The sequence below is a fragment of the Ruegeria sp. CDSC051 genome (genome assembly GCF_059610665.1).
Map to the genome: position 1 here is coordinate 1 of NZ_JBXWOC010000011.1, position 24,240 is coordinate 24,240.

Sequence of the window (24,240 nt, forward strand, 5' to 3'; positions counted from 1 at the left end):
ACGGTGAGGTCGAGGCCAAAGTCAAAACCGAAGTCGCAAACCTCTGCGCCAGATTCCCAATCTATCCAAACTTGTAAGAATTCAGTCATCCAAGAAACAAAACGGCGCCAATCCGGCGCCGTTTTTTTTGTGGTCAGATAAGCCCCTGCCACATCATGAAGATCAGCAACAAAGCAGAAAAGGCCAACAGGTTAAAAGTCAGCCCGCCCAGCATTCCCAGAAACCACCCCATCCGCCGATCCGCCAAATTGATACCCCCCAGATGTTTTTGCACCTCTTCCGAGGCCTGGATCAGTTTCGGATTGTCCAGCACAAGTCGCAGTTTTGGATGGGCCGCCATCTGCTCTGCTTGTGCCAGGACCATTGCCTGTTTGTATATCCGGCGCGGCAGTTGCCTTTTGGCCTTTTTGACCGAGGCGGTCAGCGTTTTGTCGCGCACACCCAACTTGTCACGCAACAGCTGTATGGTCTGCGCAATTTGGGTTTGTATATCTGTGTCTTGCGGCATGCTGCGGCCTCCTGAGCTGACAGTTTACCCATGTGGAATAGGAGCCACAATGGGGCTGGCCGTTTCAGATTGCGGCGGGTATCACGGCTATATGCTGAACACGATCATACATGGTGAACCTACCGACAAGCCCCCTTTGCTGATCGCCCATGGCCTATATGGCTCGGCCCGGAACTGGGGGGTCATCGCCCGCCGGCTATCTGACGAGCGGCAAGTTGTGGCGGTTGATATGCGCAACCACGCAAACAGCATGTGGACGCATGACCATGGGTATTCCGATCTAGCAAATGATCTGGCCGAAGTTATCGACCAGTTCGGCGGACAGGCAGATGTCGTCGGACATTCGATGGGCGGCAAGGCATCCATGACTTTAGCCCTGCTGCACAGCGCAAAGCTGCGCAAACTGGTGGTGGCAGACATCGCCCCGGTGGCCTATAGCCACAGTCAGATTCAGTTTATTGAAGCGATGCGCGCGGTGGACCTTTCCCGGGTCGAGCGTCGCTCGGACGCTGAACAACAACTGGCCGACAACGGAGTCGAAAAAGCCCTTCAGAGCTTTTTCACGCAGTCACTCGACATCAACGGACAGCGTTGGCTTTTGAACCTGGATACTTTGGCCTCTGAAATGCCCAAGATCATGGGCTTTCCTGAAATAGACGCATCCTGGGGTGGTCAAACACTGTTTTTGTCCGGGGGGGAGTCCGACTATGTGCTGCCTGAACATCGCTCTGTGATCCGCGGAATGTTCCCTTCGGCACGTTTTGCAAAAATACCTGGTGCAGGACATTGGTTGCATGCGGAAAAACCGCGTGAGTTCGAGGCCGCCGTCAGGACGTTCCTCAACGCCTGACCTGACCTTTCGAACGATCACAGCTCGGGTTCTGGCGTTTCCTATTGGCTAGGCGACTTCGCCCCCGCCATTCACCCAATCGACCAAGCCACCCAGGTTATAGACCTGCTCATACCCCATGTCCTGCAACAGTTTTCCCGCAAGGGCAGCGCGGCCACCCGAGGCACAATACAAGACAATTGGGCGATCTTTGCGAAGCTCTGGATCATGTGATTGCAGAGTGTCATCCGCCCGAAATTCCAACATACCGCGCGGGATATGATGTGACCCCGAAGCACGCCCTGCCTGCTGCAATTCCGCTGCATCGCGGATGTCCAGAAGCAGGCCACCTCGCTCCAGGATCTCGACCGCTTTGGCTCTCTGGATTCGCTCGACGGTGGAGTTCGCAGCTTCCATCATTTGTTTTACGGTCAACGGCATATGGTGTCTCCTGAAGAAATTTACGGGATGCTAACATGCAGGAACTGGAAGGTGTAGCCTGACAGGCCCTCACCTTAGACTGGATAGATATTGGACATTTAATGCAGGACACCGATTTTTGCGCTGGACCAATCCCGGTATTCAATTCCCGCCGAACCCGAACCAAAGCAAATCGGGAGAGGTTCCGCTGCATCGAGACTTGAAAATCAATCAGGGTGGCAGAGGTGGTGCGGGCGGTGGGACTCGAACCCACACGGGCATACGCCCTTCAGATTTTAAGTCTGATATGTCTACCATTCCATCACGCCCGCACAGCGCGTTGGGCCAGTTTTTAGGCTGAAAGCACCAGTAAGGCCATAAGGCTATGAACACAATGCGTTTCGCCGATGCAACTTGCGGAAATTCAATCGCCGCCTTTGACCACCACCCCATTTACGCAGGTCATCAGAAAAAGTCCTCGGAAAAACTCTTCGTTACGCAATTCGCCTGCGCTGTCCCAATCATTCTGACTTTTGGAAAATCAAGAAATAGAAAGAATCTTAGAGTGAAATGGTGCCCCCACACTGCATTGAAGACTTGAACACGCATAACTCTGAACGTTTCAGGTTGCCTCAAAGTATCAACAAAACCCTTTAAAAACACGTAAATATGGTTTCCATCCGCTTCAGAATGGTTCACTGTGCCTCACAGCACAAGGTGGACCAAGGGGTGGACCAATGCCAGCGCTCAATAAGCTATCATCATTGCAGGTGAAGAACGCTCAACCCGGCAAATACTCCGATGGCGGGGGCCTATGGCTGCACAAAAAAGACGGCGATGGCGGCAAGTGGTTCCTTCGGGTTCATGTGCACGGACGTCGCAGGGAAATGGGCTTGGGAGCTCTGACTGCGGTAACTCTGAAGGAAGCGCGCGAAGAGGCCGAGAAATGGCGGGCCGTCGCCCGTCAGGGAAAAGACCCGATCAAAGAACGGGAACGGATACGCCGGGAAGCAGTCAAAGCCGACCACACATTGACCGTTGTAGCGAAAGAAGCCTTTGCTGCCCGTCAGGCCGAGTTAAAAGACGACGGCAAGGCAGGGCGTTGGTTCTCGCCGCTGGAACTGCATGTCCTTCCCAAACTTGGCAATGTGCCAATTGAAGAGATAGACCAACAGGACATCAAAAACACTCTCGCCCCTATTTGGCATTCGAAAGGCGAGACCGCAAAGAAAGCTATGAACCGGCTGGGCATTGTCTTCCGGCACGGTGCCGCAATGGGATTGGATGTGGACCTTCAAGCCACGATGAAAGCCAAAGCGCTGCTTGGTAAATCCCGACAAGTGAGCAAGCATATCCCGGCGATGCCATGGGGCGATGTTCCTGCGTTCTATGAAAGCCTTGATGATGGATCGGTCACACATCTCGCCTTTCGGTTGCTAATCCTCACTGCTGTTCGGTCCAGACCGATACGTTTCGTTCATTTGGACGAACTGCACGGCGACAAATGGGTTATTCCGGCAGACAAGATGAAGACCAGCAAGGAGTTTCATGTGCCCCTGTCCATTGAAGCCCAGCGCACTATTGAACAGGCTATGGCATTTGAAAAGGACGGCTACCTATTTCCAAGTGTTAAAAAAGGCGTCATCTCCGATGCCACCATGTCGCGCCTAATGGAGCGTCAGAAATTAGAGGCACGGCCTCACGGGTTCCGATCTAGTTTCAGGACATGGTGTGCTGAAGCAACGGACGCGCCGCGCGAAGTCGCCGAAATGGCCCTAGCCCATGAGACCGGCAGCAAGGTTGAACGTACCTACCGCAGAACGGACTTTCTCGAACAGCGCCGCGTTCTCATGGAACGCTGGGCGCAACATGTGACCGGGCAGAGTGCAGACATTGTGAAATTGGTGGCGAAATGAGCAAAAGTGCAATGGAAAAAGCAATCTTCAAAAGGAGCAAGAAATGGACGCCGGATAACGATGTCCACGTACTAGACGAAGGAAAAGAGTTGGCTTTTGACCTGACCCAAGACTTTGGTGAATTCGATCCCAAAGAACTTGCCCGCCATATGGCGGCATTGGTAGCGGAACTGCCTCGAAAAACGGTTCTGATAGAAGATGTATTTGCTGAAGCTAGGAAACATGGCGACCCCGAAGGCGAAGCCCACTCTAGAGCGCAGACCTTGGCGTCAATTTGGGAAATGCTTGCAAGCGCAAATGATGCTCTCGGCGATATCCCAAATCAATACCATGACGCAGTTCAACATGCGATGGATTGTGCTTTTTCTGCTGGTCAGAGTTACCAGAGCATCGAGTTTTGCGAGAAGTTTGTCCCTGATTGGGAGCGCAACAAGGCAAAGCCGTACAACGGCGGTGACAAGACCAAAGAAAAATTTGATGAGGAACGAGTGCAGTACGATCCGTTGCTCAATTTTATGGATGACCTGATGAAGGATGACCCTATCAAGTACCCAAGCCGCAATGCTGCTGCTGAGGAAGCAACTGCCAAGAGATATGGCTCACAAATTGGTGGAGGCGATACGGGGGATATCCGAAACAACTATATGCGTCATTACCGCGAAACACCCGAAAACCGCAGAAAACGGCAAGATCGTCGAAACAATCTCTAACTCAAGGCTGAAATCAACCGTTTTACTACGCTCAGCCATGTAAAACGACGCAAGTTTACCGTTATTTTTCAGACTGATACCCCTGAACGCAGACAGACCAAACTGGAAGCGTTCAGCATGCCCCCCAAACACAGATATAACACCCTTCGGCAATTGACCGAAACGTACCCTTTGAGTGGTCCGACGATTTATCGAATGATAAAAAAGGAAATTTTTCCACCTCCCGTGAAGATCGGACGGGGGTCTTACTGGCTCGCCGATGAGGTGGAAGCAGCGATGCAAGCCCTCGCGGACGCTCGCGGCTAACCCAATTTCACCCACAAAAACGGAGATAGATATGTCATCGGACAACAATGCACCCGGGTTCAATCGCATAAAACACAACTGGGGCTTGGCAAGTCGCGCAAGTGACACCCCGGAAAAGCCCAAACCTGAAACAACCGAGATTACCACCCAACGAAACGCGGCAGCGGCGTTCGGTGTCAGCCATGATCGCGCAGGGCAGGAAAAACAGGACGTTAATAAGGATGAACGTTCAGCCCGCCGGGCAAACATCGAAAGCCGTCTCGGCATCTCACTGGGTGATAAGCCCGTGTCCAAGAGCAGTTCCAGCAACATCACCCGCGCGTTCGGCGGCACGAATACTCACGAAGGGGGCATTTAAGATGGAGCCTAAGTTCAAAGCCAAGTTAGTGCGTGGACGGCAATACAGTAAATTCGTGCCGGACGGGGCACACGGAGACTTTGTCGTGTTCAAGCGCGGTATTGCTGTGACCGTCTCCGCAGAAACCAAGCACCACCTCGAACAATACGCTGTTGATCCGGTCCAAACCACATTCAGCACAGGCGATGTGGAAGAGAGTTACGAGTGCAAATTCGCGTTCGAAGAATTGGACGAAAGCCCCTGAGTTATTGAACCCGGGTGCAATTCCGCCCGAACCCTACCTGTCAGATCAACCCAACTAGAATGGAAAACCCATGCCTAAAAAAATGCCTTATGATCCTGCTGAAACCGAGCAGAAAAACCACGCGCTCCAAGCGCTACTAGCGGAATACCTCGTTCGTCTCGACGGCCTGCGCGAAACGATCCAAGGCGACCTTGATAACCCGGAAGATGCATTTTCAGCAGAGATGCATTTTAAGTTTGGAGAAAAACTGGTCCTCGCCCACTCTGCCGGGAATGTCTTTTTGCACCATCTGAGACAGGTTTCAGCGGCGGGCCAAGTCGCTCGCTGAATGCCAAGCGCAAATCCCATTGAACCGAAGAATTTGAACCCGGGTGCAAACAACCATGCCTGATCCTTATGAAACGCATACCGCCCAGCGCATGGCGATAGTGAACCCGGGTTCAATGCACGAAATGGACCGCAAATGGTCCAGAGAAATTGGCTGGGCATATGAGGTCTATCATGAACGGGCTAACGCAATCCATTCCGCCACTACTTCCGGGAAACGCCTTCAACCTGTTGCCCGCGATTTTCTCAGGTCACCCCATGCCAAACTCGTCTCTGCATACAAGGCGCTGGGCGGCAGTGCGGACCCGGATCAGGTTAGAACACTGAGCAAGCAAGTGAATGCTTGGGCGACCGACTATCCGCCGATCAGATGGTATCCGAAGACCAAACCCGACGGGTCTTCGCGTCCTATCTGCGTGCTGCCACCTGCCTTGAAGGCCGCGCATTATCTGATCCGGGAAGTGATTAACCAACAGACCGCGCCGAATGGCTCACTGTTCGGTATCCCCAGGGCAAGCCGCGATGACCTCGCCAGACAACTCAAACAGTTTCAGAATTCCGGGTACGTCTATCTAGCCAAGACTGATGTGGTTGACTGCTATCAGAGCATCAGCCCGGATGCGCTGTATTCTCTACCATTGCCACAGGAGGTGATCCGCCGAGCACTTGATACTAGAAGACTATGCTTTTCAGTGACCCACCATCCCGGCAATGCTTCGCAGGCTAAACAGGATTTCGGTTCTTCTGGGAGTATATATGAGACTAACCACAATGTAAGCGGGCCAAAGGGCCTTATGCAAGGCTCTCCGGCCTCTGGTGTTGTTCTCGCGCATCTGCTTGTCGGATTGTCGGATAGCGCAGACGCAAAGGTTATGATCTGCTTTGACAACATTGTCATTGCAGCGCGTACACCTGCCGGAACCCGGGCGATGGCAGATACCTTGGCCGCTCATCTTGAGCGGTGCCCTGCTGGTCCGCTTGCGATGTGTGAACCTGAATATGCCGACGATGCGCCGTTGGATTTCCTCGGGTATAGGTTCGACCCCAGCCGAGATGACATTGGCATTGCTGAGGACGCCCTTTCCCGGCTGGAAGAACGCCTTGGCTTCGCAGAGCAGATGGATATTGAGCGGCTGCACGCGCTCCTAGAGACCTATGAACAGGCTGCGTCGGACACCGGGCAGATAACACCAGCCAGCCCGCTTCTGGATGCGCCTCCGGTAAGCATATGGCGTGTCCTGCGTGACTGGCGTGCGGGCTTCCCGTCTGCGCGATCAGACGGGCCGGAACTGTCGCACTACCTGCGCACATCCGCCGACGCCACTGCCGACCACCCTGTGTTTAGCCACCTTCACGAACACCTTTTCGCAGAACCCGACACGTGGGAGCACGACGCCATCCGCGCCATTCTAAAAAGACATTGTGATGAACACGACAAATTCCAGAGCAACACCAGAAAGCAAAAATTATGAGCATTGCCACGTTAGTATTCACCGTCGCCACCCTCCTCTATCTGATGGTTGGCCGGACGGCTTATCGCAAGATCATAGTCCCGGCGCGTTACCGCGATGCGCTGGGCGGCGACTTGGACGCGACGGTCTCTATCATCCACGAACAGGAAAAATCGGTGGTCCACTACCTAACTTATGGGGGCTGGCTGTTGTTCTATCCGGTGTTCTTACTATTGGGCTGGATCATCGCCCGATTGGACATCGACATTTGAACCCGGGTTCAAATCCTGAACTGCAATGCCGGTTAACGCCGCAAAACAACCCCACTATCGGAAAGGTATCAAAATGACCGAGCAGCACTACCCAGTGCCCGACCAAGCCCAACCCGATACCAAAATTGTACATTCACCTGCCGCAATGGTACGGCAATCTGGTCGCCTGCGCTCTGAGCAACAATGGGATATTGTCAGGCAACTGCTGCACCCGATGTTGATGCAGAACTATTCCGGCCAAGCCATTGCCGATGTGTTCGGAATTTCCGTTGATACCGCATACAGATGGAAGCGGAGACTGTTGGATGACCTGCGCAAGGAAGCCGTATCCATGCAGCCAAGAGACTTCGTGATGGAAAGCATGTCCTCTCTCCGGCGAGTGCGTGCCGAAGCATGGGCCGGTTATCAAGCAGCAAGCGACGCCAAAGAAAAACGCGCCTTCTTGAACACTGTGACAAACGCCGAAGCGCAGTTCGCCAGAATGGGGGAGCGAATTGGCCTCTATGGGCGTCCCGGCCAAAACCCACTAGATGCGAGCGCCTATGGTGAAGTTAAGGACGGCGACCAAAGCGATTTGATGCTGGTCCGCGAACTCCAAATCCGGCTGGTCGAACTACTTTCGATTTCTGACAATCAAGTTGAAGTTGACGAAGATGCAGGGTCGGAACCCTATGACGAATTGCTGTCGGAAATTGAAGCAAACACTATTGCACACGATGCGGAAGAACCGCAGCGCGTGAATTTACCAACTCGCAAAAGGCAGCGACCACTCCCGACGCCAAGTTTGTGACACCTTTGTAATTCCAAAGAGGTTTAGGGATTTACCCCACAATTACAGGTTCAAACTAGGAAAAGAACAAGTCTTCAATAAGCGCACGATTGGTTCTGTGCATGGATTGCAGGTACGCAAGCAAATGTCCACTCAGAGCAAGTGGCACCAGTAGCCGCCTTTGATTGCGTGTTGGTCCAATTTACGACATTTTGGGACTGTGAACTGTTAACGGAAGAAGCATAAATGATTGTTGGATATCAATAAAATGCGGTTTGCGCTTTCTGGTGAAACCAAGATAGAGGCGACGCCGGGTGCGCACGGACGCTGCCAGGGATGCGACACCGAGATGATAGCCAAATGTGGCAGCGTGAGGGTTCACCATTGGGCGCACAAGGGAAAGCGTCACTGCGATCAATGGTGGGAAAGTGAAACAGTGTGGCACCGACAGTGGAAAAGTGCCTTCCCTACTGATTGGCAGGAAGTGATTATTCGAAAATCTGACAAATGGCATATTGCGGATATTGAGACTGCCAATGGGGACATTATCGAATTCCAGCATTCCCATATTGACCCGTATGAACTGTATGAACGGGAGGAATTCTACGGGCCGAGAATGATTTGGGTCGTGGATGGAACCAGACTGAAAAGAGACCGCGAAACGTTTTCTCGGGAAATCGCTTCTCAAATGCGAAATCAAAAGCACGATGGAACAGTTGAATTTAATCCACGCTCTGCTCAGATCGCTAAGCGTTGGGACGTAAGCAAAAGGCTGGTCTACTTGGATTTCGGCGACGACAGCCTATGGCGCATATCTGCAGGTATGAGGGGTCCTTGGCAGAAGCACGCCAAAAAATTCGAAAAGAAAAAATTCATTGGTAGGATTTTAACCCAATCAATTTCATTAGAAGATTTCTACTAAATCGGTTTCAACCCGAGACTTGACTTGGGCACGGCGCTTGTGATGCGAGACCTCAAATACCCCTTGAATTGGACAAAAAGAGACCGAATAACTCTGGCCTGTTGCTACGAGATCAGACACAAAAATAAGACGGAACGCCGTTGTCTCCTTGGATGCATTTCAGATTAATACTGCTGGAATTAGGAAGTTTCAGAATTTCTTCTAGAAACATCTCCTCAACGAACGATCAAAGCAACGCCGCGCTGAGCAGACCCGATGATTCAATCATTTCCCTTGTCCATAACAGGAAAATCAATCTCCAATCCCATGTTGCGAGAAATGCTTTCGATTTTTTCTTTCGCTTCAGTTGCTTCATGCCAAGCAAGGAAACCTTCTGCAAGGGCGACTATGCTGTCTGAACTGTAGTTCTCTGCATGCTTTGCAAACGTTTTTTCATACTTCTGCAAAAAGCTAGCGAGGCGCTCGTCCTTGGAAGCTAGCAGCTTTGTGAGAACGACGTCCGAAGAAGGAGAAAACAATTGGCTAGAGATGATTGTTCGCATTGTCTTCGGAAACATATTGTCGGCCAAAAGAACGGATTCCAAATTGAAGTTCGTCGTAGAAAACTTGCCGGCGACCGACTTGGCAATGCTCTTTTGCATCGCCTCGCTAACTAACCCAAACCCCTCTTCTCCAACTGTTGAGTTGGGGACTGGCCTTCCCGATAACACAGCAAGGAAGTGAGCTTCCAATGGATTTCTGAGGCTGGCGGAATCAACGTTAGGTGGAGCTCCCAATCCATCAAGTTTAGCCCTAAGCAATTCATGTGTATTGCAATCGCCATGGAACGCTGCGATCCAATCTTCTTCATCTAGTTCTTCAAATTTGGCGGCTATTGCCTTGTCGTATTTTTTCCAATCTCGGCTACCAATAGAGAGTGCATCCTCTAACAATGAGACAGACACACTCTCAAGGTCGATTTCTTCAATATCCTTTTTGTCAATAGTGTTTTTTGTATCTTCAAGCATTGCTCTCAGGAGTTCAGGGTGAGACTTCCGCAAATACTCTTCGTCTTTTAGTATTGTGGACACATACTGTGTTTGCCGTTTAATTTCTTCCCTCGCCATGGCCTGAAGTGTTTTTCCAGAGATTTTTGATAGTTGGCAATCTGACTTCGCCAGTTCAATAAAACGCCGGAGATAGTGTTCTGCGGAGTGTTTTGCTATCTCATCATAGACCTCCGCCTTTAGTTCCTTAGAACCTGATATGACTTGGTTGAACCATTGGCTGGAGTTATGAAAGTTGGAGTAAATTGGAACATTTGTACTTGGCTTAGGTTTGAAAACCTGATCGCCAACACGTAACATGGTTAGTTCCATCGCCACTGCTAACAAACCTGCATTTTCTTCGGTGTGGCAAAATTTGTGTATGTGCCAAACGAAACCACCGTGATCAATTAGTTCATCCAGCAACTGTTTTACATCGAAACCCTCTGTTTCAGAGGATAACTGGTAAACGTCGGAAAAAGCACGCGTCCAAGTAATATACCTTTCTACATCGTCCACGGCGTTTTCGACCAAACCAGCCTTCAATACAGAGAGCAATCCGGTCGCATCGGACTCATTGAAGCGCTCGATCGCAATTATACCTTCCACTATATCGCCCAGTAGACTTGTTTGAGTCTCCGCTGTCGCTATAAGAGTGTCTCCAAAGCTCGTGTCAGGAAAACTACGTACAAATTTATCCCGGTGAATCTCCACTTGCTTGCTTGTGGATGCGACGCCCAGCGCGAATTCTGAACCCCTAGCTTCATCAAAGTAAGGGACCAAGTCCTCTGGTTTCCCAAATCCATATTTCTCGAGTTTTACAAATAGCTTCTGAACGAAATAGCTCCAGAAACGGCCTTCATGCAGATTGGCTTGTTTGCTTATCGTTGATTCGAGTAATTTAGAAATCTGAGGCACAATTTTTGACTTATCAATGCCTCTAGTCGCCTCTAGAATCGGATCAAGATCGTCTAAATAGTAAGCGTCTGATACTCTTTCGGAATAAGTTATTTTTTTGTTAGGAACACTTGCCAAAGCCATTGCAATGTCGTTCGCAAATTGGTTCCTTTGAAATTCGTCCAGGCGCGTTTTTGCCACGCACTCAGACAAAAGGGATAGTGGTCGCAATCCATCGCTGGCGATAGTTGATGCTTCAGTTTGAACGATTTGCTTGAGCACATGGAAGAATCCTTCCACTTGCTCCAGTTCCTCGAGTCTCGTTTCATTTTCAAGTGATAGAGCACTAAGTACTTCAGGCAAAAGAAGGGTCTGGTAGGCTAAGCCCGGTTCGACGTTAAAGGCCAAGGCAGCAAGAAACTTAGTGGTTTCACCCGATCCATCGAAGCGATAGTAGTTGTTATGCTCAGCGCCTTCTTCCTTCAGAACAGACGGGTTGCTCTCAATTTTCTCGCGGTTCTGGACATATATAGCGATACACTGGATCGGAATCTCAATACCCCACGCCATACGCAGTTCCGCAACTTCGTTAACATAAGTTTTAATACCCCTTGGAGTAATTGTTTTTGCTGGGTTTTGCCTTGATGAGAATTCAAAGATTTGAACGAGCGCACTCTTCTCTTCTGAACTGATGGTATCGTCAAACCGCTCATTTATTTTTAATAGTAGGAAGTCAGAAATATTTGACAATATCGGTTGAGCAATCCGGTGTCGAACGTCAAACGTTTTTGCAAAGACATCGTTTTCGCCTTGGTCATCAAAGAAGCTCTTCTTGATCGCATCCGGGACATAGGGAACGATCACAACACACGATTGATCTTTTTGAAACGGCCCTGCATCTGATGAGGAAAACACACTCCTCACCAATGCCCAGTAATCTGTTAAATCCTTGCCGTGCAGTCGGTCTATGTTATCGAATACTACTACAACTTTGCTACCATCGTCCTGAACAAGTGCCAGTATCTGGCGAAACAGGCTATCAAACTCGTGTTCGTTGGGGTCTTTCTCACGTATGTTTTGCGTCACTGTGTTGGTCTTTTCTTTGTGGGAAACGACCGACAAGACGTGAGAAATTGCTTTATTCAGATCATCGTCAGAGCTTTTCATCCGGACGCAAACAGAAATGATCGCAGTCACAATTAGTATCAGCAAAGGTAGGAGTGCCAGTTTCCATCCAGTGACTTTGCCAAGCCATTGGCCAATGTTTTCCGTGATCCACTTAAACTCAAACAGAGTTTCAGCATTTTTAAATGCTTCCGGTCCTAACCAAGCATAAATAATCGGTACTAATGGAAGAAGTAATAAGAAAAGAACTCCAAGTTTAGAAAATTTAAGCTTTAGGTCCGATGTTGTCGTTATCTCCCTATCACGCACTTTGTCTTGTAAATCAAATAATTCTGCACCTACGTCATCACGCTCCCTTTTCCCCCAATCGATCAACTCTTCAAGAAGAGTTCTCTTGAACTGTGCAGTGTTTGCGCTCCAAAGATCAAAAAGAAAAAACCTGTACTTCGGGCCCTCTCCTTTTTGATGTTTATCGTTCAGGGACTTCTCGGCAAATCCAACAACGGTTGTTTTTCCTGACCCCCAATCCCCGTACAGCCCGATGGATCGATTTTTTTCATGACCAGAAAGTTCTTCAATAGATCGCCTCAGTTGTTCAGCTGTTCGCGAATGCCCACATCCTGAGAACTGGTCTTCAACAGCAGCTTCATCCATCAGTGTCGGCGAAATTTTGTCACTCAATGCATTTACCTCAAGTTACTTCGAAGAAATCGTTTAGTTCAAATATCCGGGGTCACTGCCGCTGCTCTAAACTCTGAGTTGTTGAGCTGACGTTTGATTCCCCTGTACTCTCCTGCGAATTTATGTGGTTGGCCTAATTAGTTAAAGCTGTTTCAAAGCTTCATGTTTTGCACCGTGGGAGAGATCTTCAAAATCGCATATTTCTGAAAATAAGTTGTGGAGCGCCGACAATGCCGAATCCATGCGCAGCATCTCTACAAAGGTGGTTCGCAGGGTGGTCCAGTATCTGGGCGAAAGGTCCAGCATTCAGTAAATAAACAATTTTTATAGATTTAGTGGTGCCCCCACACGGACTCGAACCGCGGACCTACTGATTACAAATCAGTTGCTCTACCAGCTGAGCTATAGGGGCACTTGGTGTCGATTAATGCCTCTTGTTACGGACTTCAAGACAGAATTTTGCCGCCGCTTAACGATTTTCTGTATTCATGGCACTGGGTCTGGCCCAGAGATTTTACTCCGCCTGGTTTGACTGTGCGGAGTACAGCCTGTAACCCAACAGATAATGTGCACGAACGCGAGGGTAAAAACCGAATATGCAGGTTGCAATCCACGCAGGTGCTGCGTTCACCGATGAAGGTCTCGTATTGCGGTCCCTTCAACGCAACACCGGCGCGTTGCATCAAAATGGTGCATCCGTATTTGGCCCGCGCCGTTATCGGCAAATTTTCGAACCCGCCTTTGCTGCCATTGAAAACCAGGATGAAATCGGTGCCGCAAAGGAAATGCTTCGGGCTGGGTTGCGATCGGCTCCGAAGGTCGATCGTTTGATTTACTCATGCGCCAGCTTTGCAGGCGATGTTGGAAATGCACTGGACGACGGGCAGCTATACCCAAATGCGGGACGCCGAATGGAGTTGCTTGAAAAGTCCTTTCCTGACCACGAAATTGAGCTTTGTATGGGTTTTTTAAGCCCTGGCAGATTTATTCCCAAAGCTTTGATGTCGCTACCTGAACAGAGTCGCCTCGACAAAATGCGAAGTACCGATATCAGCTGCCTCAGCTGGATCAGCATGGTCGAGGACATCAGAGATCTTGCGCCCAATGTCAAAATCACACTCTGGAGCAATGAGGACGCACCTCTGATCTGGGGAGATATAATCCGTGCAATCGCGGCCCTCCCCCCGGACAACACGCTGGTTGACGAGTTTGATTTACTGCTGTCACTTCTAGACGATTCAGGCAAATCCAAAGGTCTGGCATTGATTGATCAAAGCCTGGAACAGGACGAACATTTGCGTGACGACCTTGCCACGGTTTTGGAGGAACACGCCAAAACCGAGCTCACAACAGAAGAGCTTGATCTGCCAGATTGGAGCATGGAAATCGTCGACGCGTTTGCAGAATTATATGCGCAGGACATGGACCGACTTGAGTCCATGCCCGGAGTGCAGGTTCTAAAACCTTGAGTCTATAGCGGGAAAGCAGCCGTTACATTCCCAACGCTTCCTTGTACATTTCCAACACCGCCTCTTCCTCGGCGATGTCGTCTTTGTCACGTTTGCGCAATGCGATCACTTTCCGCATGACCTTGGTGTCGTAGCCCCGCGCTTTTGCCTCGGCCATCACTTCTTTTTGTTGCTCCGCCAAATCTTTCTTTTCCGCATCCAGACGCTCGATCCGTTCGATGAACTGGCGCAGCTCACCCGCGGTTACACGGTAATTCGCGGCGGCCTGATCTTCGGTATTCTCTTCCATCTAAGTCTCTCCCAGAGGCTGGTTTGTCATGCTGAAAAGGTGGGCAACAAGCGGGATACATCGGTGCGAGCCAAGCCGCAAGCATGCAAAAAACCAGTCTCGCTTGTGCGGGCCAGCGCGATCAGTTAAGCGCTCAGGTCAGACGTTGAAAGATGGAAAACGATGTTCGAATTCATCACCTGGGGCGGTGCCGCCCTGTCACTTATCGGCCTGGCTGGGCTGGTTTGGTGCATTCTGCATGTCATGAAAGCCCGCAAATCCGGCCTGTCTGACGATGAATTGCGCGCCGTTGTTCAACGGGTGCTGCCCTGGAACATGGGCGCGCTCTTTTTGTCGGTGATAGGTCTGATGCTGGTTATACTTGGAATCTCGTTCGGTTGACTGCGGCCATCAAACCGGCAGATTGTCGAAACGCGCTTCCATAACGTCCTCGCACAGGGCCGCATCCAGACGGCGCAGGCGCGCAGGAACCTCAACACCCTGCAGACGCATCTTCTCGATGACCTTTGTGACACTGGGCTGAAGGGCAAGGCGGGTATCAACACTGGCGCCCTTCAGTTTTTTCTCAAGTTGTTCGGCTTCGGAATACAAATCTATTCTCGGCATATCCATCCTCCCAAATGTCATCAGTTACCTATAGTTTAGTAACGGTTTTAAGACTTACATCACTCGGTTATTCTATCGCGCGAAAATTCGCCCGACCGCCCCCTAACATCGGCGCGCTTTCGCAGGATGCCAGAATTTTAGCCCAACTTTGCCGCTTCTGCCTTGACCGGCATCAAATCACCAAATGTTGATTGCTTCACATTCCGTTATTAATATATGACTAAGACCTAACCGGCGGAGGAAACCATGACGCCCAAAGTGAAAGCATTTTTTGACGCCGAGACATTCACGGTGTCTTATCTGGTTCAGGATCCTGAAGGCGATGCCTGCGCGATCATAGATAGTGTTCTGGATTTCGATCACGCATCCGGCCGGACCAATACGCGATCTGCGGATGAGATCATCGGATATGTCCAATCCAATTCGTTGCGAACCGAATGGATTCTGGAAAGCCATGTCCATGCCGACCACCTTTCAGCAGCCCCCTATTTGCAGCAGAAACTCGGAGGCAAGATTGGCATCGGTGATCAAATCGTCGCCATCCAGGAAACTTTCGGGAAAATTTTCAACGAGGGTACCGAGTTTCAGCGCGATGGTAGCCAGTTCGACGCCTTGTTCCGCGACGGCGACGGATTTCATGTCGGCCAAATGAGAGGGGACGTCTTGCACACCCCCGGGCATACGCCCGCCTGCATGACCTATGTCATCGGCGACGCGGCATTTGTCGGAGACACGCTGTTCATGCCGGATTTTGGCACCGCGCGATGCGACTTTCCCGGCGGATCGTCCGGAGATTTGTACAACTCGATCCAGAGGATCCTTTCACTGCCGGATGCGACACGCATCTTTGTCGGGCATGACTACAAAGCTCCTGGGCGGGACGAGTTTGCGTGGGAAACAACTGTTGAAGAGCAAAAAGCCTTGAACGTGCATATCGGGCAAGGTCGATCTATCGAGGAATTCGTTGAAATGCGCGACGCCCGCGATGCCACTTTGGCCATGCCGCGGCTGATCCTGCCCTCTTTACAAGTCAATATGCGGGCGGGTCAGATGCCGCCTGAGGATGAGAATGGCGACGTGTTCCTGAAACTGCCAGTGAACAAACTTTAGACGGCTAGAGCCGAACTTCTTGGGGGAACAAATCAGTGTATTCAGAATGGATATGGGGACTGGTAGGCGGCCTGTTGATTGGTCTTGGCGCAGCAGTTTACCTGCTTGGAAACGGTCGTGTAATGGGGGCGAGCGGTATCCTGGGAGGGCTTGTCGATCGCTCTGACCGCTCGGCCGAGCGGCTGTATTTCCTCGCTGGGATGATTGGGACGCCGTTGATGCTAAGCCTGTTTTTGTCGCCGGGGCCGCAGACAAACCTGACCTCGAATTTGACGGTTGTGATCGGGGCTGGGCTGCTTGTCGGTATCGGGACACGAATTGCCAACGGGTGCACCTCTGGACATGGGGTGTGCGGCATTTCCCGGTTTTCGGTGCGCGGGATCGTGGCAACGATCCTTTACATTGCTGCCGGGGCAGTGACGCTGGCCTTGTTTCGCCATGTTTGGGGGTTGATCTGATGCGCAATCTGATATCGCTTCTTTCGGGCTCTTTGTTCGGAGCAGGCCTGTTGATTTCCGGCATGACTGACACAACCAAGGTTCAGGGGTGGCTGGATATTTTCGGCAACTGGGATCCGACACTCGCATTTGTGATGGGGGGAGCCATTGTGCCCATGATGATCGCATGGAGGCTGGTTCCAGATCGCAAACCGCTGTCGGGTGGGAAATTCCCGACGATGGTTCAGCATGAACTGGATCGCCGCCTTATCATCGGATCGGTCATGTTTGGCATGGGATGGGGATTAGCGGGACTGTGTCCCGGTCCAGCCATCGCGTCTCTTACGTATGGCGGAACCGGAGGCGTTGTGTTTCTGGTTTCCATGCTCGCAGGGATGTATGCCGCTCCTGCCGTAGGTGCAAAACTGGACAGAACCGTAAACGCGACCTAAGCAGTAGCCATGGAGATTCGACCGATAACCCCCCGCTATGCCGTCTCGCCGCAAATTTCGGTCGAGGATGTTCCCACTATTGTCGAGGCAGGCTTTGTCAAAGTGATCTGCAACCGGCCGAACAGCGAAGTTCCCGAGGATCTCCAGTCAGATGCTATCGGACAGGCCGTGCGTGCTGCCGGGTTGGAATACGAAGTGCTAGAGCTGACGCATCAGACCATGACGCCCGAAAACGTCTCCTTGCAACGTGACCTGGCAGAATCCTGTGCCGGTCCGGTACTCGCATATTGTGCATCGGGCACGCGTTGTTCTGTGATCTGGGCATTGGGGCAGTGCGAAAGCATGAGCACCGAAGACATCCTTCAGGCGACGACCAAGGCAGGCTATGCGTTGGACAACCTGCGTCCAACCTTGGAAGAAATACGCAGATCAGTGACTTGAGCGTCTGCTAACTGCCTTTCAGCGCGCTTTCATCCCCGGATAAACCAGCCAGTTGAGATATCTCGGCAACCATGTGTTCCGAATTCTCGAGGTTCAATTCTGTCCCCTCTTGGCCCAGCGCGCCGGGGGAAAATGGCATTATTTCCTGCCCGTGTTCGGTTGGCCCCTCTTCGTGTATACTGGCTGAACTCGCCTCAAGGAACTCATTTGCTTCGGGCTGGGAAAATGTCTGAGTTTGGTAGGTTTCGTTCAGGCGCACCGCACGCAGCCCTCCGCATTGGCCGAGTCGTCCGATCGCGGCCCGGCTGCGGTCGATCGCCACAATCTCGGTACGATCCAGCCGCGCCCCGATCAATGGCAACACATCCCCCACCGCCAGTTCTGTAAGCGTCGCCAGAGACAAGGGCATCCGGCAGACCACCGTATTCAAATCTGCCCTCAACACGCCCGATGCCTGATCAAGCCTGCCCTCTGGCTCATCATGAATCACCTCCGTCTCGGCCGTTTCAGCCGGTCGGATGGGCAACAGTACTGAAAGCTGACCTTGTCTCAGCCCACCGCCAAGTTCGACTGTCAGTTCAAAAACTCGGTATTCCTCTTCCACCATCGCCAGGGTCAAAGTTCGCAGATCTGCAAGGCGCGAAGCATATTCAAAACCGATCAGGCACATGCGGTCACTCGCCGTTTCGACAAGTGATGCCGCGCGAGACAGCCCCTCTTCGATCCAAGGGGACACCATGGCCGCGTCCGTATCGGTGAACCCCCGCGCAGAAGGCGCTCCGGGCATCACCTCGCCTATTGTCTGAGCCTGCACGACAGCCGACACTAACCCTATATCCATGCAGATCGCAGACAAGCTGCTGTCAGAGCCTGAAAAGAGCAGCAATATCCAATCCTCATCCAAAGACTGTGTCAGCCCACCTGGTGGCCGACAGGATTGTTTGGCGCCAATAACCGACAACGGCATCTGCAAACGATCTTCTGCCGCGCGCGCAAAAGCCAGACGCAGCGCACGGAGGATCGAGCGAGGCTTGTCACCCTTTTCCTCCTGACTGATCGAAAGCTTGCGCGCCAGAGCCGCGCTGACAGATTGCGTCATGCCTAAAACCGCTGATTGTTCCTGCATTCTCTTTCAGGTCTAACCCGGCGATAGTTACCAACCTGTTTATACAGCCGTCACTGCGCAGCCTGTCGGTAGGCCTGTGGCAGCCTGACCCGGAACGCAGCCCCACCATGGCCGGGCAAGTAGCTGATATCGCCCCCCAGTCTTTGCATAATCTCACGGCAGATCGCTAATCCCAGCCCCGCACCACCTGCCTTGTCGCCTCCGACGCGGGCAAATTTCTCAAAAACCATCTGCCGGGCATCTGGAGGAATGCCAGTGCCGTTATCAGCAAAATCAATGACGACCTGCCCCCCGACATCATGCGCGGAAATGGTCAGAACCGGTTCTTTGGCATCACAATATTTCTGAGCGTTCGAAATCAGGTTGATAAACACCTGCCCCAGACGGTCCAAATCCGTATGCAGGAGAACGCGTTCGGAGGTTTTCGACCGCCGGACGGTTAGTTTCTGGCTGGTTCCAGCCAAGGCACTGGACACAGCACGATCCAAAACCGACCGCAGGGTGTCACCGCTCTTGTTCAAATTGACTCGCCCACTTTCCAGAACGCTCAGGTCCAGCAAGTCATCCAGCAGCCGTGTCAACCGAAGCGCCTCGTCATGGATGATGGCAGCGTAACGCGTTCTTTCTTCGCTGGTCAGACCTTCGGTATCCCGCATGATCTCGGAAAATGCTCGGATCGAGGTCATGGGGGTTCGCAATTCGTGGCTGACTTGGCTGAGGAACCCGTCCTTCTGTTCGGAAATTTGCGTCAGCTTGGTGTTCGCCTCACGCAACTGACGCGCCGTACGGCTGAGTTCAGCGGATTTCGCTTCCAGTTGGCTGGAGTATTCCAACATCTGCGCGGATTCGTCAGCCACAGCGAGCAAATCCTCGACCGAAACGGAGGAACCACCAACAATCTGCCCGATCATCGCATGCGCTGTCGCCGCCCCGACCGAGCCGCTGAGTTCACGTTCCAACCGCTCCAAAAACCCTGGCGTAGGTTCGGGCAGGCTGGACCGCCCACCCTGCTGTTCGGCCTGTGCCTGAAAGAACTCTTGCGCCGGACCTGCGCCCAAAATGCGCTGGGTCATGATCATCAGGTCTTCGCTTTGTGCCACCGATCCGGTCCAACCGCGCAGCGCGACCGAATGGTCGAATACGTTGACGAATTGCGCGCCCTGCAGCCGTTCAAGCGGGCTTGGGAAGCTCAGCAAAGAGGCCGCGCAAAATGCCAGCGTGTTCAGCGACAGCGACCACAACACAGCGTGCACCATCGGGTCCATTCCGTCGATCCCGAACAAGGCCTGCGGGCGCAGCCAGCCCCATCCGAACGGTCCGTTCTGCAGGACACTATCCGACATAATCGCGCTGCCCATGCCGGGCAACAACAGCGTGTAGATCCACAACAAGAACCCGACCGTCAGCCCGACCAAAGCGCCTGTTCGCGTCGCCCCGCGCCAGAACAGCCCGCCAACCAGCGAAGGCAAAATCTGGGAAATCCCGGCAAAGGCCACCAGACCAATCGAAGCCAGCGCGGCCCCGCCGCCGGAAATGCGGTAATACGAGAACCCAAGCACCATGATCACGGCGATTGAAATCCGCCGCGACAGCAAAACCACATTGCGGACATCACCGGATACGGCGCCAGCGCCCTCCTGCCGGCTAAACCAGATCGGCATCACGACGTGATTTGACACCATGGTCGATAGGGCCATTGCCGTGACAATCACCATCGATGTGGCGGATGAAAAGCCGCCAATAAAGGACAGCATCGCCAGCCATTCATTGCCCTGCGACAGGGGCACCGTCAGCACGAACAGATCGGGATTCGATCCTTCGGGCAAAAGGTCCAATCCTACGACCGCGATTGGCACGACAAAGAGGCTCATCAACAGCAGATACAGGGGGAAGGCCCATGCGGCTGTCCTCAGATGCCCTTCATCGGCGTTCTCGACCACCATCACCTGAAACATCCTCGGCAGACACACAAAGGCCGCAGCCGATAGAAATATAAACGTGGTCCAGCGTCCGGCATTCACATTCCACTGCCCGATCTCAGAGGCATCGATGCGGTCCATCATCGGACCGACTCCTCCGGCTATACCCCAGACAACGAAAATGCCCACGGCCAGCAGCGCAAAAAGTTTAACGACAGATTCCAATGCGATGGCCGTGACAACGCCATGATGGCGTTCGTTGGCATCCAGATTGCGGGTACCGAACAGAATGGCGAACACCGCCAGCCCCGCCGCAACCCAGAACACACTGGACCCTTCGCGGTAAAGACCGCTTGGGTCAGCCTCGGCAAAGATTGAGAATGACAGCGTAATGGATTGAAGTTGCAGCGCAATATAGGGTGTCCCGCCCAACACGGCCAGAATTGTGACGCAAATCGCCAGCGTGTTCGACTTGCCATAGCGAGACGAAATCAGGTCAGCGATTGAGGTCACCCTCTGGCTGCGGCCAACCCGAACCAGCTTGCGCAATCCCCACCACCAACAGATCATGACCAGCGTGGGGCCCAGATAGATCGTTACGAACTCCAGCCCCGACCGGGCGGCGTTCCCTACCGCGCCATAAAAGGTCCAGGCGGTACAATAGATCGACAGCGACAGCGTGTAGATCAACGGAGATCGCAGCCACGCCCCCCTGCCCGCCGCGGCCATTCTGTCGGCGGCGAATGCGACGCTGAACAACAGCACCACATAGCCCAAACAAACCAGGATCAGCACGTTCAGCGTTGCCATCAGTCTTGACCTGGCTCGGAATCATCGCCGGTTGATATGCGTCTTGCGGCGAACCCAAAGAGGACGCTGGCAACGATCAAAACCGCCCAGCATGTGAAGATATAGAGAATCGCAGAAGACAGCGGCACTCCGTCCGCTGCATCGCCCCCACGCGGCCACAGCAACGGAATCGCAATCAGCGCGGCCCCCAATATGGGCAATAAACGGGCGGCGTCGGTTAGCCTGCGTCGGCGGTAACTTTGACGCTCAAGAAACAGCGACGGCCGCGCACCAGATGGTTGGCGGTCGTCCTGCATGCTCATGACCGCGAGGCCTGCGCATGCAAATCGCGGACGGCGGTCAGAACTTCTGCATTGGAAAACGGCTTTGTCATGAACCGGCTGACCCCTGCATTCTCGGCCATCTCACGATCTTTCGATTGGCCACGAGCCGTTAGCATCAGAACCGGAAGATTTCGCAGCTCTTCGAGTTCGCGCAAGTCGCGCAAAATCTCCATCCCGCTTTTGCCCGGCAGCATCACATCCAGAATCACAAGATCCGGCTTCGCGCCCTGTATCACCAGCAGCGCATCCGTCCCTTCAGCATGTGTTTCAACCTGCCATCCCTCGCGGGTCAGCAAAAACCGAATGGCTTCAGCAATGTTCGGCTCATCCTCGATCAACAGAACCTTTCGGCTCATATATTTCATTCCTCCCCGAGACGGGCTGCACCACTGTCAACCTGTCCGAAACAGCTTATGCGCAGTGTCACGAAACTGTCAAAAACCTTCGCTCAAAATCGAGGGCTCTCGGCGCGATTCACAGTCCTTATTGGGGCAGACCCGGCAACTTGGGCCAACATGGGCAACCGCCTGACTGCCCTGAGGGCTTTCTTCGACGGATCGAACCAGCATGACCGAACGATAAACCGGCGCATCTTCATAGCCGGAAATGGATTGCGGCCAGGCATAGGCATAACAATCGAATTCCGCGGCCGTTCGCCCCAACTGAACGATCCGTTTTCGGATCGGAACCAGCGGCCGGTTCAGCGCCTGAAACAGCGGCCACAGAGGACACGCCTCGCCGAACCTGGGCATGGCAAAACCGGGCACCGATTTGCTGAACAAAATGCTACCTGAGGCATCACATATCACCAGCCCGGTCGGGCGCGACAAATACCCTTTGGGCAAGGCGGCCAGCCGCCTCAGGACGGTGGCGATGTCGACTGAATACTCTGTTGCCAGAAGCAAAGGATCTGTAACTCCCCGATCCAAAGCCCCTTTGAGCGCATCCAGAGGCAAAAGCCGAGCGTCGGATTCGTAGACGTCCAGAATATCCCGCGCCACTTTTCGCGCGGCAGAGGAATCAATCTCGTTCAGATTAACATCTGCGCTTCCGCCTCCGGATTCGATTTCCGGGAAATGGTGATCATGCCTGTCAAAAAATGCTTCGACATCTTCTAGAGGCACCCCGCGACGATCCTCGGCCCCCTCGGAATCATCCAGATAGGCCACCAGCGATTTGGAGCTATCGGCCAGGCGTTCGGCATCCTGGTGCAGGTTCCGGTGGAACCGGTCTTGCCACTCGGGTTCAATCTCTTGCGTTTCAGCAAGAATGGCAGCGGTGGAACGAATCGCAGCGGCTGTCGAAAGGACCTCGTGCATGGATGCTGCCAAATGCGGATCGTGGGTCAAACGATCCGACAGGGTTTCGATCGTTCGCTCTAACGACACCACTCGGCTGTGCATTTGCGCCAAAACGCCCGCCCACCCTGGAAACCTACTTGCGAATTCCTCAAGCCCGTCCACTTCGGCTTTCTGACCAACAGCATCTGCCGCAGCCTCGCGCAGCGCAGAAATCAGCGTCGCCTCGATCCCCTGGGTTAGCACCGAAGGCTCAACGGTTAGGGCCGCAGCGATATCCACCAGCAGCTTTCCTCCGATCCTGCGGCGGTTATGCTCGATCAGGTTCAGATAAGATGCCGAGATTCCAACCTGCCGTGCAAGCTGGGCCTGACGCAATCCGGCGATCTGCCGCCTTTCGCGAATACGGCTGCCTGTTAACGTGTCCCGCAAAATTTCCTCTTTTTCCGCTGGCTCCTTTGGTCAACTTCAGGAGCATTTTCAAAACTATTATTTAAATATAAGTCTTTAGCAATAAATTTTCTTGGGCAGTTTACTTTCTTCACAAACGCATCCCGCAGTTCCAAACACCCGGACCACGGTGTAACCCATTTGCATATTTCGAAAATCACAGGCCTTCCCCTTCTATTTTCGGAAAAACACCTGCACCATGGACATATGAGCGACCCAGCCTTTGAATATGCGCCGATCGGATTGGTCGAATTGGAGAACCGCGTGATCCGCCGGTGCAATCTGCAGTTCGCACGCACTTTCGGCGGTGAAGAGGCCGATTACCGCAACATGCCCCTGCTACATCTCTACCCTTCTGTCGCAGATTGGGAACGTATCGGCGCACGGAGCCTGCAAATCATGCGCGACACCGGATATTACACGGATGAGAGGGTCATGCGTCGCCGCGATAGCGACTTATTCTGGTGCCGCGCGCGCGGACGTTCGCTAACGCCTGAAGATCCATTCCGCCATGGCATCTGGAGTTTTTCGGATATTTCCGAGGAACGCCCTCTGGTCGAGCTAACCATCCGTGAGCGCGAGGTAGCCATTCTGTCCTGCAAGGGCTTGTCGGCCAAGGAAATCGGTGCGGAACTGAACCTGAGCTATCGTACAATCGAAGCCTACCGTGCGCGGCTGCTTGAAAAATTCGGGGCACGTAAACTGCCTGAACTGGTTGCGAAACTCTCCGGAATGCCGCTGTAACGCTGT

The 24,240-nt window shown here is 52.8% G+C and carries 27 protein-coding genes and 2 tRNA genes; 17 read left to right on the plus strand and 12 right to left on the minus strand.

Annotation, left to right across the window (positions count from 1 at the left end; all coding sequences use genetic code 11):
• Nucleotides 1-133 precede the first annotated feature (133 nt).
• Complete coding sequence (locus AC2FH0_RS18995; RefSeq protein WP_281973222.1) at nucleotides 134-508, minus strand: hypothetical protein; 375 nt, start codon at nucleotides 506-508, stop codon at nucleotides 134-136.
• A 91-nt stretch (nucleotides 509-599) separates the two neighbouring features.
• Between AC2FH0_RS18995 and AC2FH0_RS19000 the strand changes: the two genes are divergently transcribed.
• Nucleotides 600-1,358, plus strand: a complete 759-nt coding sequence (locus AC2FH0_RS19000; protein WP_142638214.1) for an alpha/beta fold hydrolase — start codon at nucleotides 600-602, stop codon at nucleotides 1,356-1,358.
• A 48-nt stretch (nucleotides 1,359-1,406) separates the two neighbouring features.
• Here AC2FH0_RS19000 and AC2FH0_RS19005 read toward each other — a convergent pair whose 3' ends face one another.
• Entirely contained in the window at nucleotides 1,407-1,778 is a 372-nt protein-coding gene (locus AC2FH0_RS19005) for a rhodanese-like domain-containing protein (RefSeq protein WP_496790095.1), read from the minus strand.
• A 225-nt stretch (nucleotides 1,779-2,003) separates the two neighbouring features.
• Nucleotides 2,004-2,089, minus strand: a tRNA-Leu gene (locus tag AC2FH0_RS19010).
• Nucleotides 2,090-2,494: 405 nt separating this feature from the next.
• Between AC2FH0_RS19010 and AC2FH0_RS19015 the strand changes: the two genes are divergently transcribed.
• The 9 genes from AC2FH0_RS19015 (at nucleotide 2,495) to AC2FH0_RS19055 (ending at nucleotide 9,032) form a co-directional block, all read left to right on the plus strand.
• A complete protein-coding gene (locus AC2FH0_RS19015) occupies nucleotides 2,495-3,673 on the plus strand; it encodes a tyrosine-type recombinase/integrase (protein WP_496790096.1) in 1,179 nt (392 codons plus the stop codon).
• Nucleotides 3,670-4,383: a hypothetical protein gene (locus AC2FH0_RS19020; RefSeq protein WP_496790097.1), complete on the plus strand. Its 714-nt coding sequence runs from the start codon at nucleotides 3,670-3,672 to the stop codon at nucleotides 4,381-4,383. Before AC2FH0_RS19015 ends, AC2FH0_RS19020 begins: the two co-directional genes overlap by 4 nt.
• Nucleotides 4,384-4,720: 337 nt before the next feature.
• Nucleotides 4,721-5,047, plus strand: coding sequence for a hypothetical protein (locus AC2FH0_RS19025; protein WP_496790098.1), 327 nt, complete (start codon nucleotides 4,721-4,723; stop codon nucleotides 5,045-5,047).
• Nucleotide 5,048: 1 nt separating this feature from the next.
• Nucleotides 5,049-5,291: a hypothetical protein gene (locus AC2FH0_RS19030; protein ID WP_496790100.1), complete on the plus strand. Its 243-nt coding sequence runs from the start codon at nucleotides 5,049-5,051 to the stop codon at nucleotides 5,289-5,291.
• A gap of 70 nt (nucleotides 5,292-5,361) precedes the next feature.
• Nucleotides 5,362-5,619, plus strand: coding sequence for a hypothetical protein (locus AC2FH0_RS19035; RefSeq protein WP_496790101.1), 258 nt, complete (start codon nucleotides 5,362-5,364; stop codon nucleotides 5,617-5,619).
• Nucleotides 5,620-5,674: 55 nt separating this feature from the next.
• Nucleotides 5,675-7,090 carry a hypothetical protein gene (locus AC2FH0_RS19040; protein ID WP_496790102.1) on the plus strand — a complete coding sequence of 472 codons (1,416 nt, stop codon included), beginning with the start codon at nucleotides 5,675-5,677 and terminating at the stop codon, nucleotides 7,088-7,090.
• Nucleotides 7,087-7,341, plus strand: a complete 255-nt coding sequence (locus tag AC2FH0_RS19045; RefSeq protein WP_496790103.1) for a hypothetical protein — start codon at nucleotides 7,087-7,089, stop codon at nucleotides 7,339-7,341. Before AC2FH0_RS19040 ends, AC2FH0_RS19045 begins: the two co-directional genes overlap by 4 nt.
• Nucleotides 7,342-7,366: 25 nt before the next feature.
• A complete protein-coding gene (locus AC2FH0_RS19050) occupies nucleotides 7,367-8,131 on the plus strand; it encodes a hypothetical protein (protein WP_496790105.1) in 765 nt (254 codons plus the stop codon).
• 232 nt (nucleotides 8,132-8,363) lie between these two features.
• The gene (locus tag AC2FH0_RS19055; protein WP_496790106.1) at nucleotides 8,364-9,032 is read left to right on the plus strand and encodes a competence protein CoiA; all 669 of its coding nucleotides are present in this window, start codon (nucleotides 8,364-8,366) and stop codon (nucleotides 9,030-9,032) included.
• A 260-nt stretch (nucleotides 9,033-9,292) separates the two neighbouring features.
• On the opposite strand, the gene AC2FH0_RS19060 is transcribed toward AC2FH0_RS19055, so the two are convergent.
• Both AC2FH0_RS19060 and AC2FH0_RS19065 read right to left on the minus strand, forming a co-directional pair.
• Entirely contained in the window at nucleotides 9,293-12,760 is a 3,468-nt protein-coding gene (locus tag AC2FH0_RS19060; protein ID WP_496790107.1) for a P-loop NTPase fold protein, read from the minus strand.
• A 336-nt stretch (nucleotides 12,761-13,096) separates the two neighbouring features.
• A tRNA-Thr gene (locus tag AC2FH0_RS19065) sits at nucleotides 13,097-13,172 on the minus strand.
• Nucleotides 13,173-13,671: 499 nt separating this feature from the next.
• Here AC2FH0_RS19065 and AC2FH0_RS19070 point away from each other — a divergent pair.
• Nucleotides 13,672-14,229, plus strand: coding sequence for a hypothetical protein (locus AC2FH0_RS19070; RefSeq protein ID WP_271950360.1), 558 nt, complete (start codon nucleotides 13,672-13,674; stop codon nucleotides 14,227-14,229).
• 22 nt (nucleotides 14,230-14,251) lie between these two features.
• On the opposite strand, the gene AC2FH0_RS19075 is transcribed toward AC2FH0_RS19070, so the two are convergent.
• Nucleotides 14,252-14,518, minus strand: a complete 267-nt coding sequence (locus AC2FH0_RS19075) for a DUF2312 domain-containing protein (protein WP_142638157.1) — start codon at nucleotides 14,516-14,518, stop codon at nucleotides 14,252-14,254.
• A gap of 162 nt (nucleotides 14,519-14,680) precedes the next feature.
• On the opposite strand from AC2FH0_RS19075, the gene AC2FH0_RS19080 reads away from it, so the two are divergent.
• The gene (locus AC2FH0_RS19080; protein WP_142638212.1) at nucleotides 14,681-14,899 is read left to right on the plus strand and encodes a carboxymuconolactone decarboxylase family protein; all 219 of its coding nucleotides are present in this window, start codon (nucleotides 14,681-14,683) and stop codon (nucleotides 14,897-14,899) included.
• Nucleotides 14,900-14,908: 9 nt separating this feature from the next.
• Here AC2FH0_RS19080 and AC2FH0_RS19085 read toward each other — a convergent pair whose 3' ends face one another.
• On the minus strand, nucleotides 14,909-15,124 hold the full coding sequence (locus AC2FH0_RS19085) for a hypothetical protein (RefSeq protein WP_142638155.1): 216 nt from the start codon (nucleotides 15,122-15,124) through the stop codon (nucleotides 14,909-14,911).
• 246 nt (nucleotides 15,125-15,370) lie between these two features.
• On the opposite strand from AC2FH0_RS19085, the gene AC2FH0_RS19090 reads away from it, so the two are divergent.
• Genes AC2FH0_RS19090 through AC2FH0_RS19105 form a run of 4 tightly spaced genes read left to right on the plus strand, consistent with a single transcriptional unit; the run spans nucleotide 15,371 to nucleotide 17,564 of the window.
• On the plus strand, nucleotides 15,371-16,234 hold the full coding sequence (locus tag AC2FH0_RS19090) for an MBL fold metallo-hydrolase (protein ID WP_281973224.1): 864 nt from the start codon (nucleotides 15,371-15,373) through the stop codon (nucleotides 16,232-16,234).
• Between the two features lie 35 nt (nucleotides 16,235-16,269).
• Nucleotides 16,270-16,692, plus strand: a complete 423-nt coding sequence (locus AC2FH0_RS19095) for a YeeE/YedE family protein (protein WP_142638151.1) — start codon at nucleotides 16,270-16,272, stop codon at nucleotides 16,690-16,692.
• Nucleotides 16,692-17,123: a DUF6691 family protein gene (locus AC2FH0_RS19100; RefSeq protein ID WP_496698102.1), complete on the plus strand. Its 432-nt coding sequence runs from the start codon at nucleotides 16,692-16,694 to the stop codon at nucleotides 17,121-17,123. The genes AC2FH0_RS19095 and AC2FH0_RS19100 overlap by 1 nt, the downstream gene beginning before the upstream one ends.
• A gap of 9 nt (nucleotides 17,124-17,132) precedes the next feature.
• A complete protein-coding gene (locus tag AC2FH0_RS19105; protein WP_142638147.1) occupies nucleotides 17,133-17,564 on the plus strand; it encodes a protein tyrosine phosphatase family protein in 432 nt (143 codons plus the stop codon).
• A 7-nt stretch (nucleotides 17,565-17,571) separates the two neighbouring features.
• Here the strand turns inward: AC2FH0_RS19105 and AC2FH0_RS19110 are convergent, their stop codons facing one another.
• From AC2FH0_RS19110 to AC2FH0_RS19130, 5 genes are all read right to left on the minus strand, one after another.
• Entirely contained in the window at nucleotides 17,572-18,690 is a 1,119-nt protein-coding gene (locus tag AC2FH0_RS19110) for a FliM/FliN family flagellar motor C-terminal domain-containing protein (protein ID WP_496731100.1), read from the minus strand.
• A gap of 50 nt (nucleotides 18,691-18,740) precedes the next feature.
• A complete protein-coding gene (locus tag AC2FH0_RS19115; RefSeq protein WP_496790108.1) occupies nucleotides 18,741-21,419 on the minus strand; it encodes an ATP-binding protein in 2,679 nt (892 codons plus the stop codon).
• The gene (locus AC2FH0_RS19120; protein WP_281973229.1) at nucleotides 21,419-21,721 is read right to left on the minus strand and encodes a hypothetical protein; all 303 of its coding nucleotides are present in this window, start codon (nucleotides 21,719-21,721) and stop codon (nucleotides 21,419-21,421) included. The genes AC2FH0_RS19115 and AC2FH0_RS19120 overlap by 1 nt, the downstream gene beginning before the upstream one ends.
• A complete protein-coding gene (locus AC2FH0_RS19125) occupies nucleotides 21,718-22,098 on the minus strand; it encodes a response regulator transcription factor (RefSeq protein ID WP_142638139.1) in 381 nt (126 codons plus the stop codon). Before AC2FH0_RS19125 ends, AC2FH0_RS19120 begins: the two co-directional genes overlap by 4 nt.
• 78 nt (nucleotides 22,099-22,176) lie before the next feature.
• On the minus strand, nucleotides 22,177-23,475 hold the full coding sequence (locus tag AC2FH0_RS19130) for a helix-turn-helix domain-containing protein (RefSeq protein ID WP_281973282.1): 1,299 nt from the start codon (nucleotides 23,473-23,475) through the stop codon (nucleotides 22,177-22,179).
• 222 nt (nucleotides 23,476-23,697) lie between these two features.
• On the opposite strand from AC2FH0_RS19130, the gene AC2FH0_RS19135 reads away from it, so the two are divergent.
• Nucleotides 23,698-24,234: a helix-turn-helix transcriptional regulator gene (locus AC2FH0_RS19135; RefSeq protein WP_496790110.1), complete on the plus strand. Its 537-nt coding sequence runs from the start codon at nucleotides 23,698-23,700 to the stop codon at nucleotides 24,232-24,234.
• Nucleotides 24,235-24,240 lie beyond the last annotated feature (6 nt).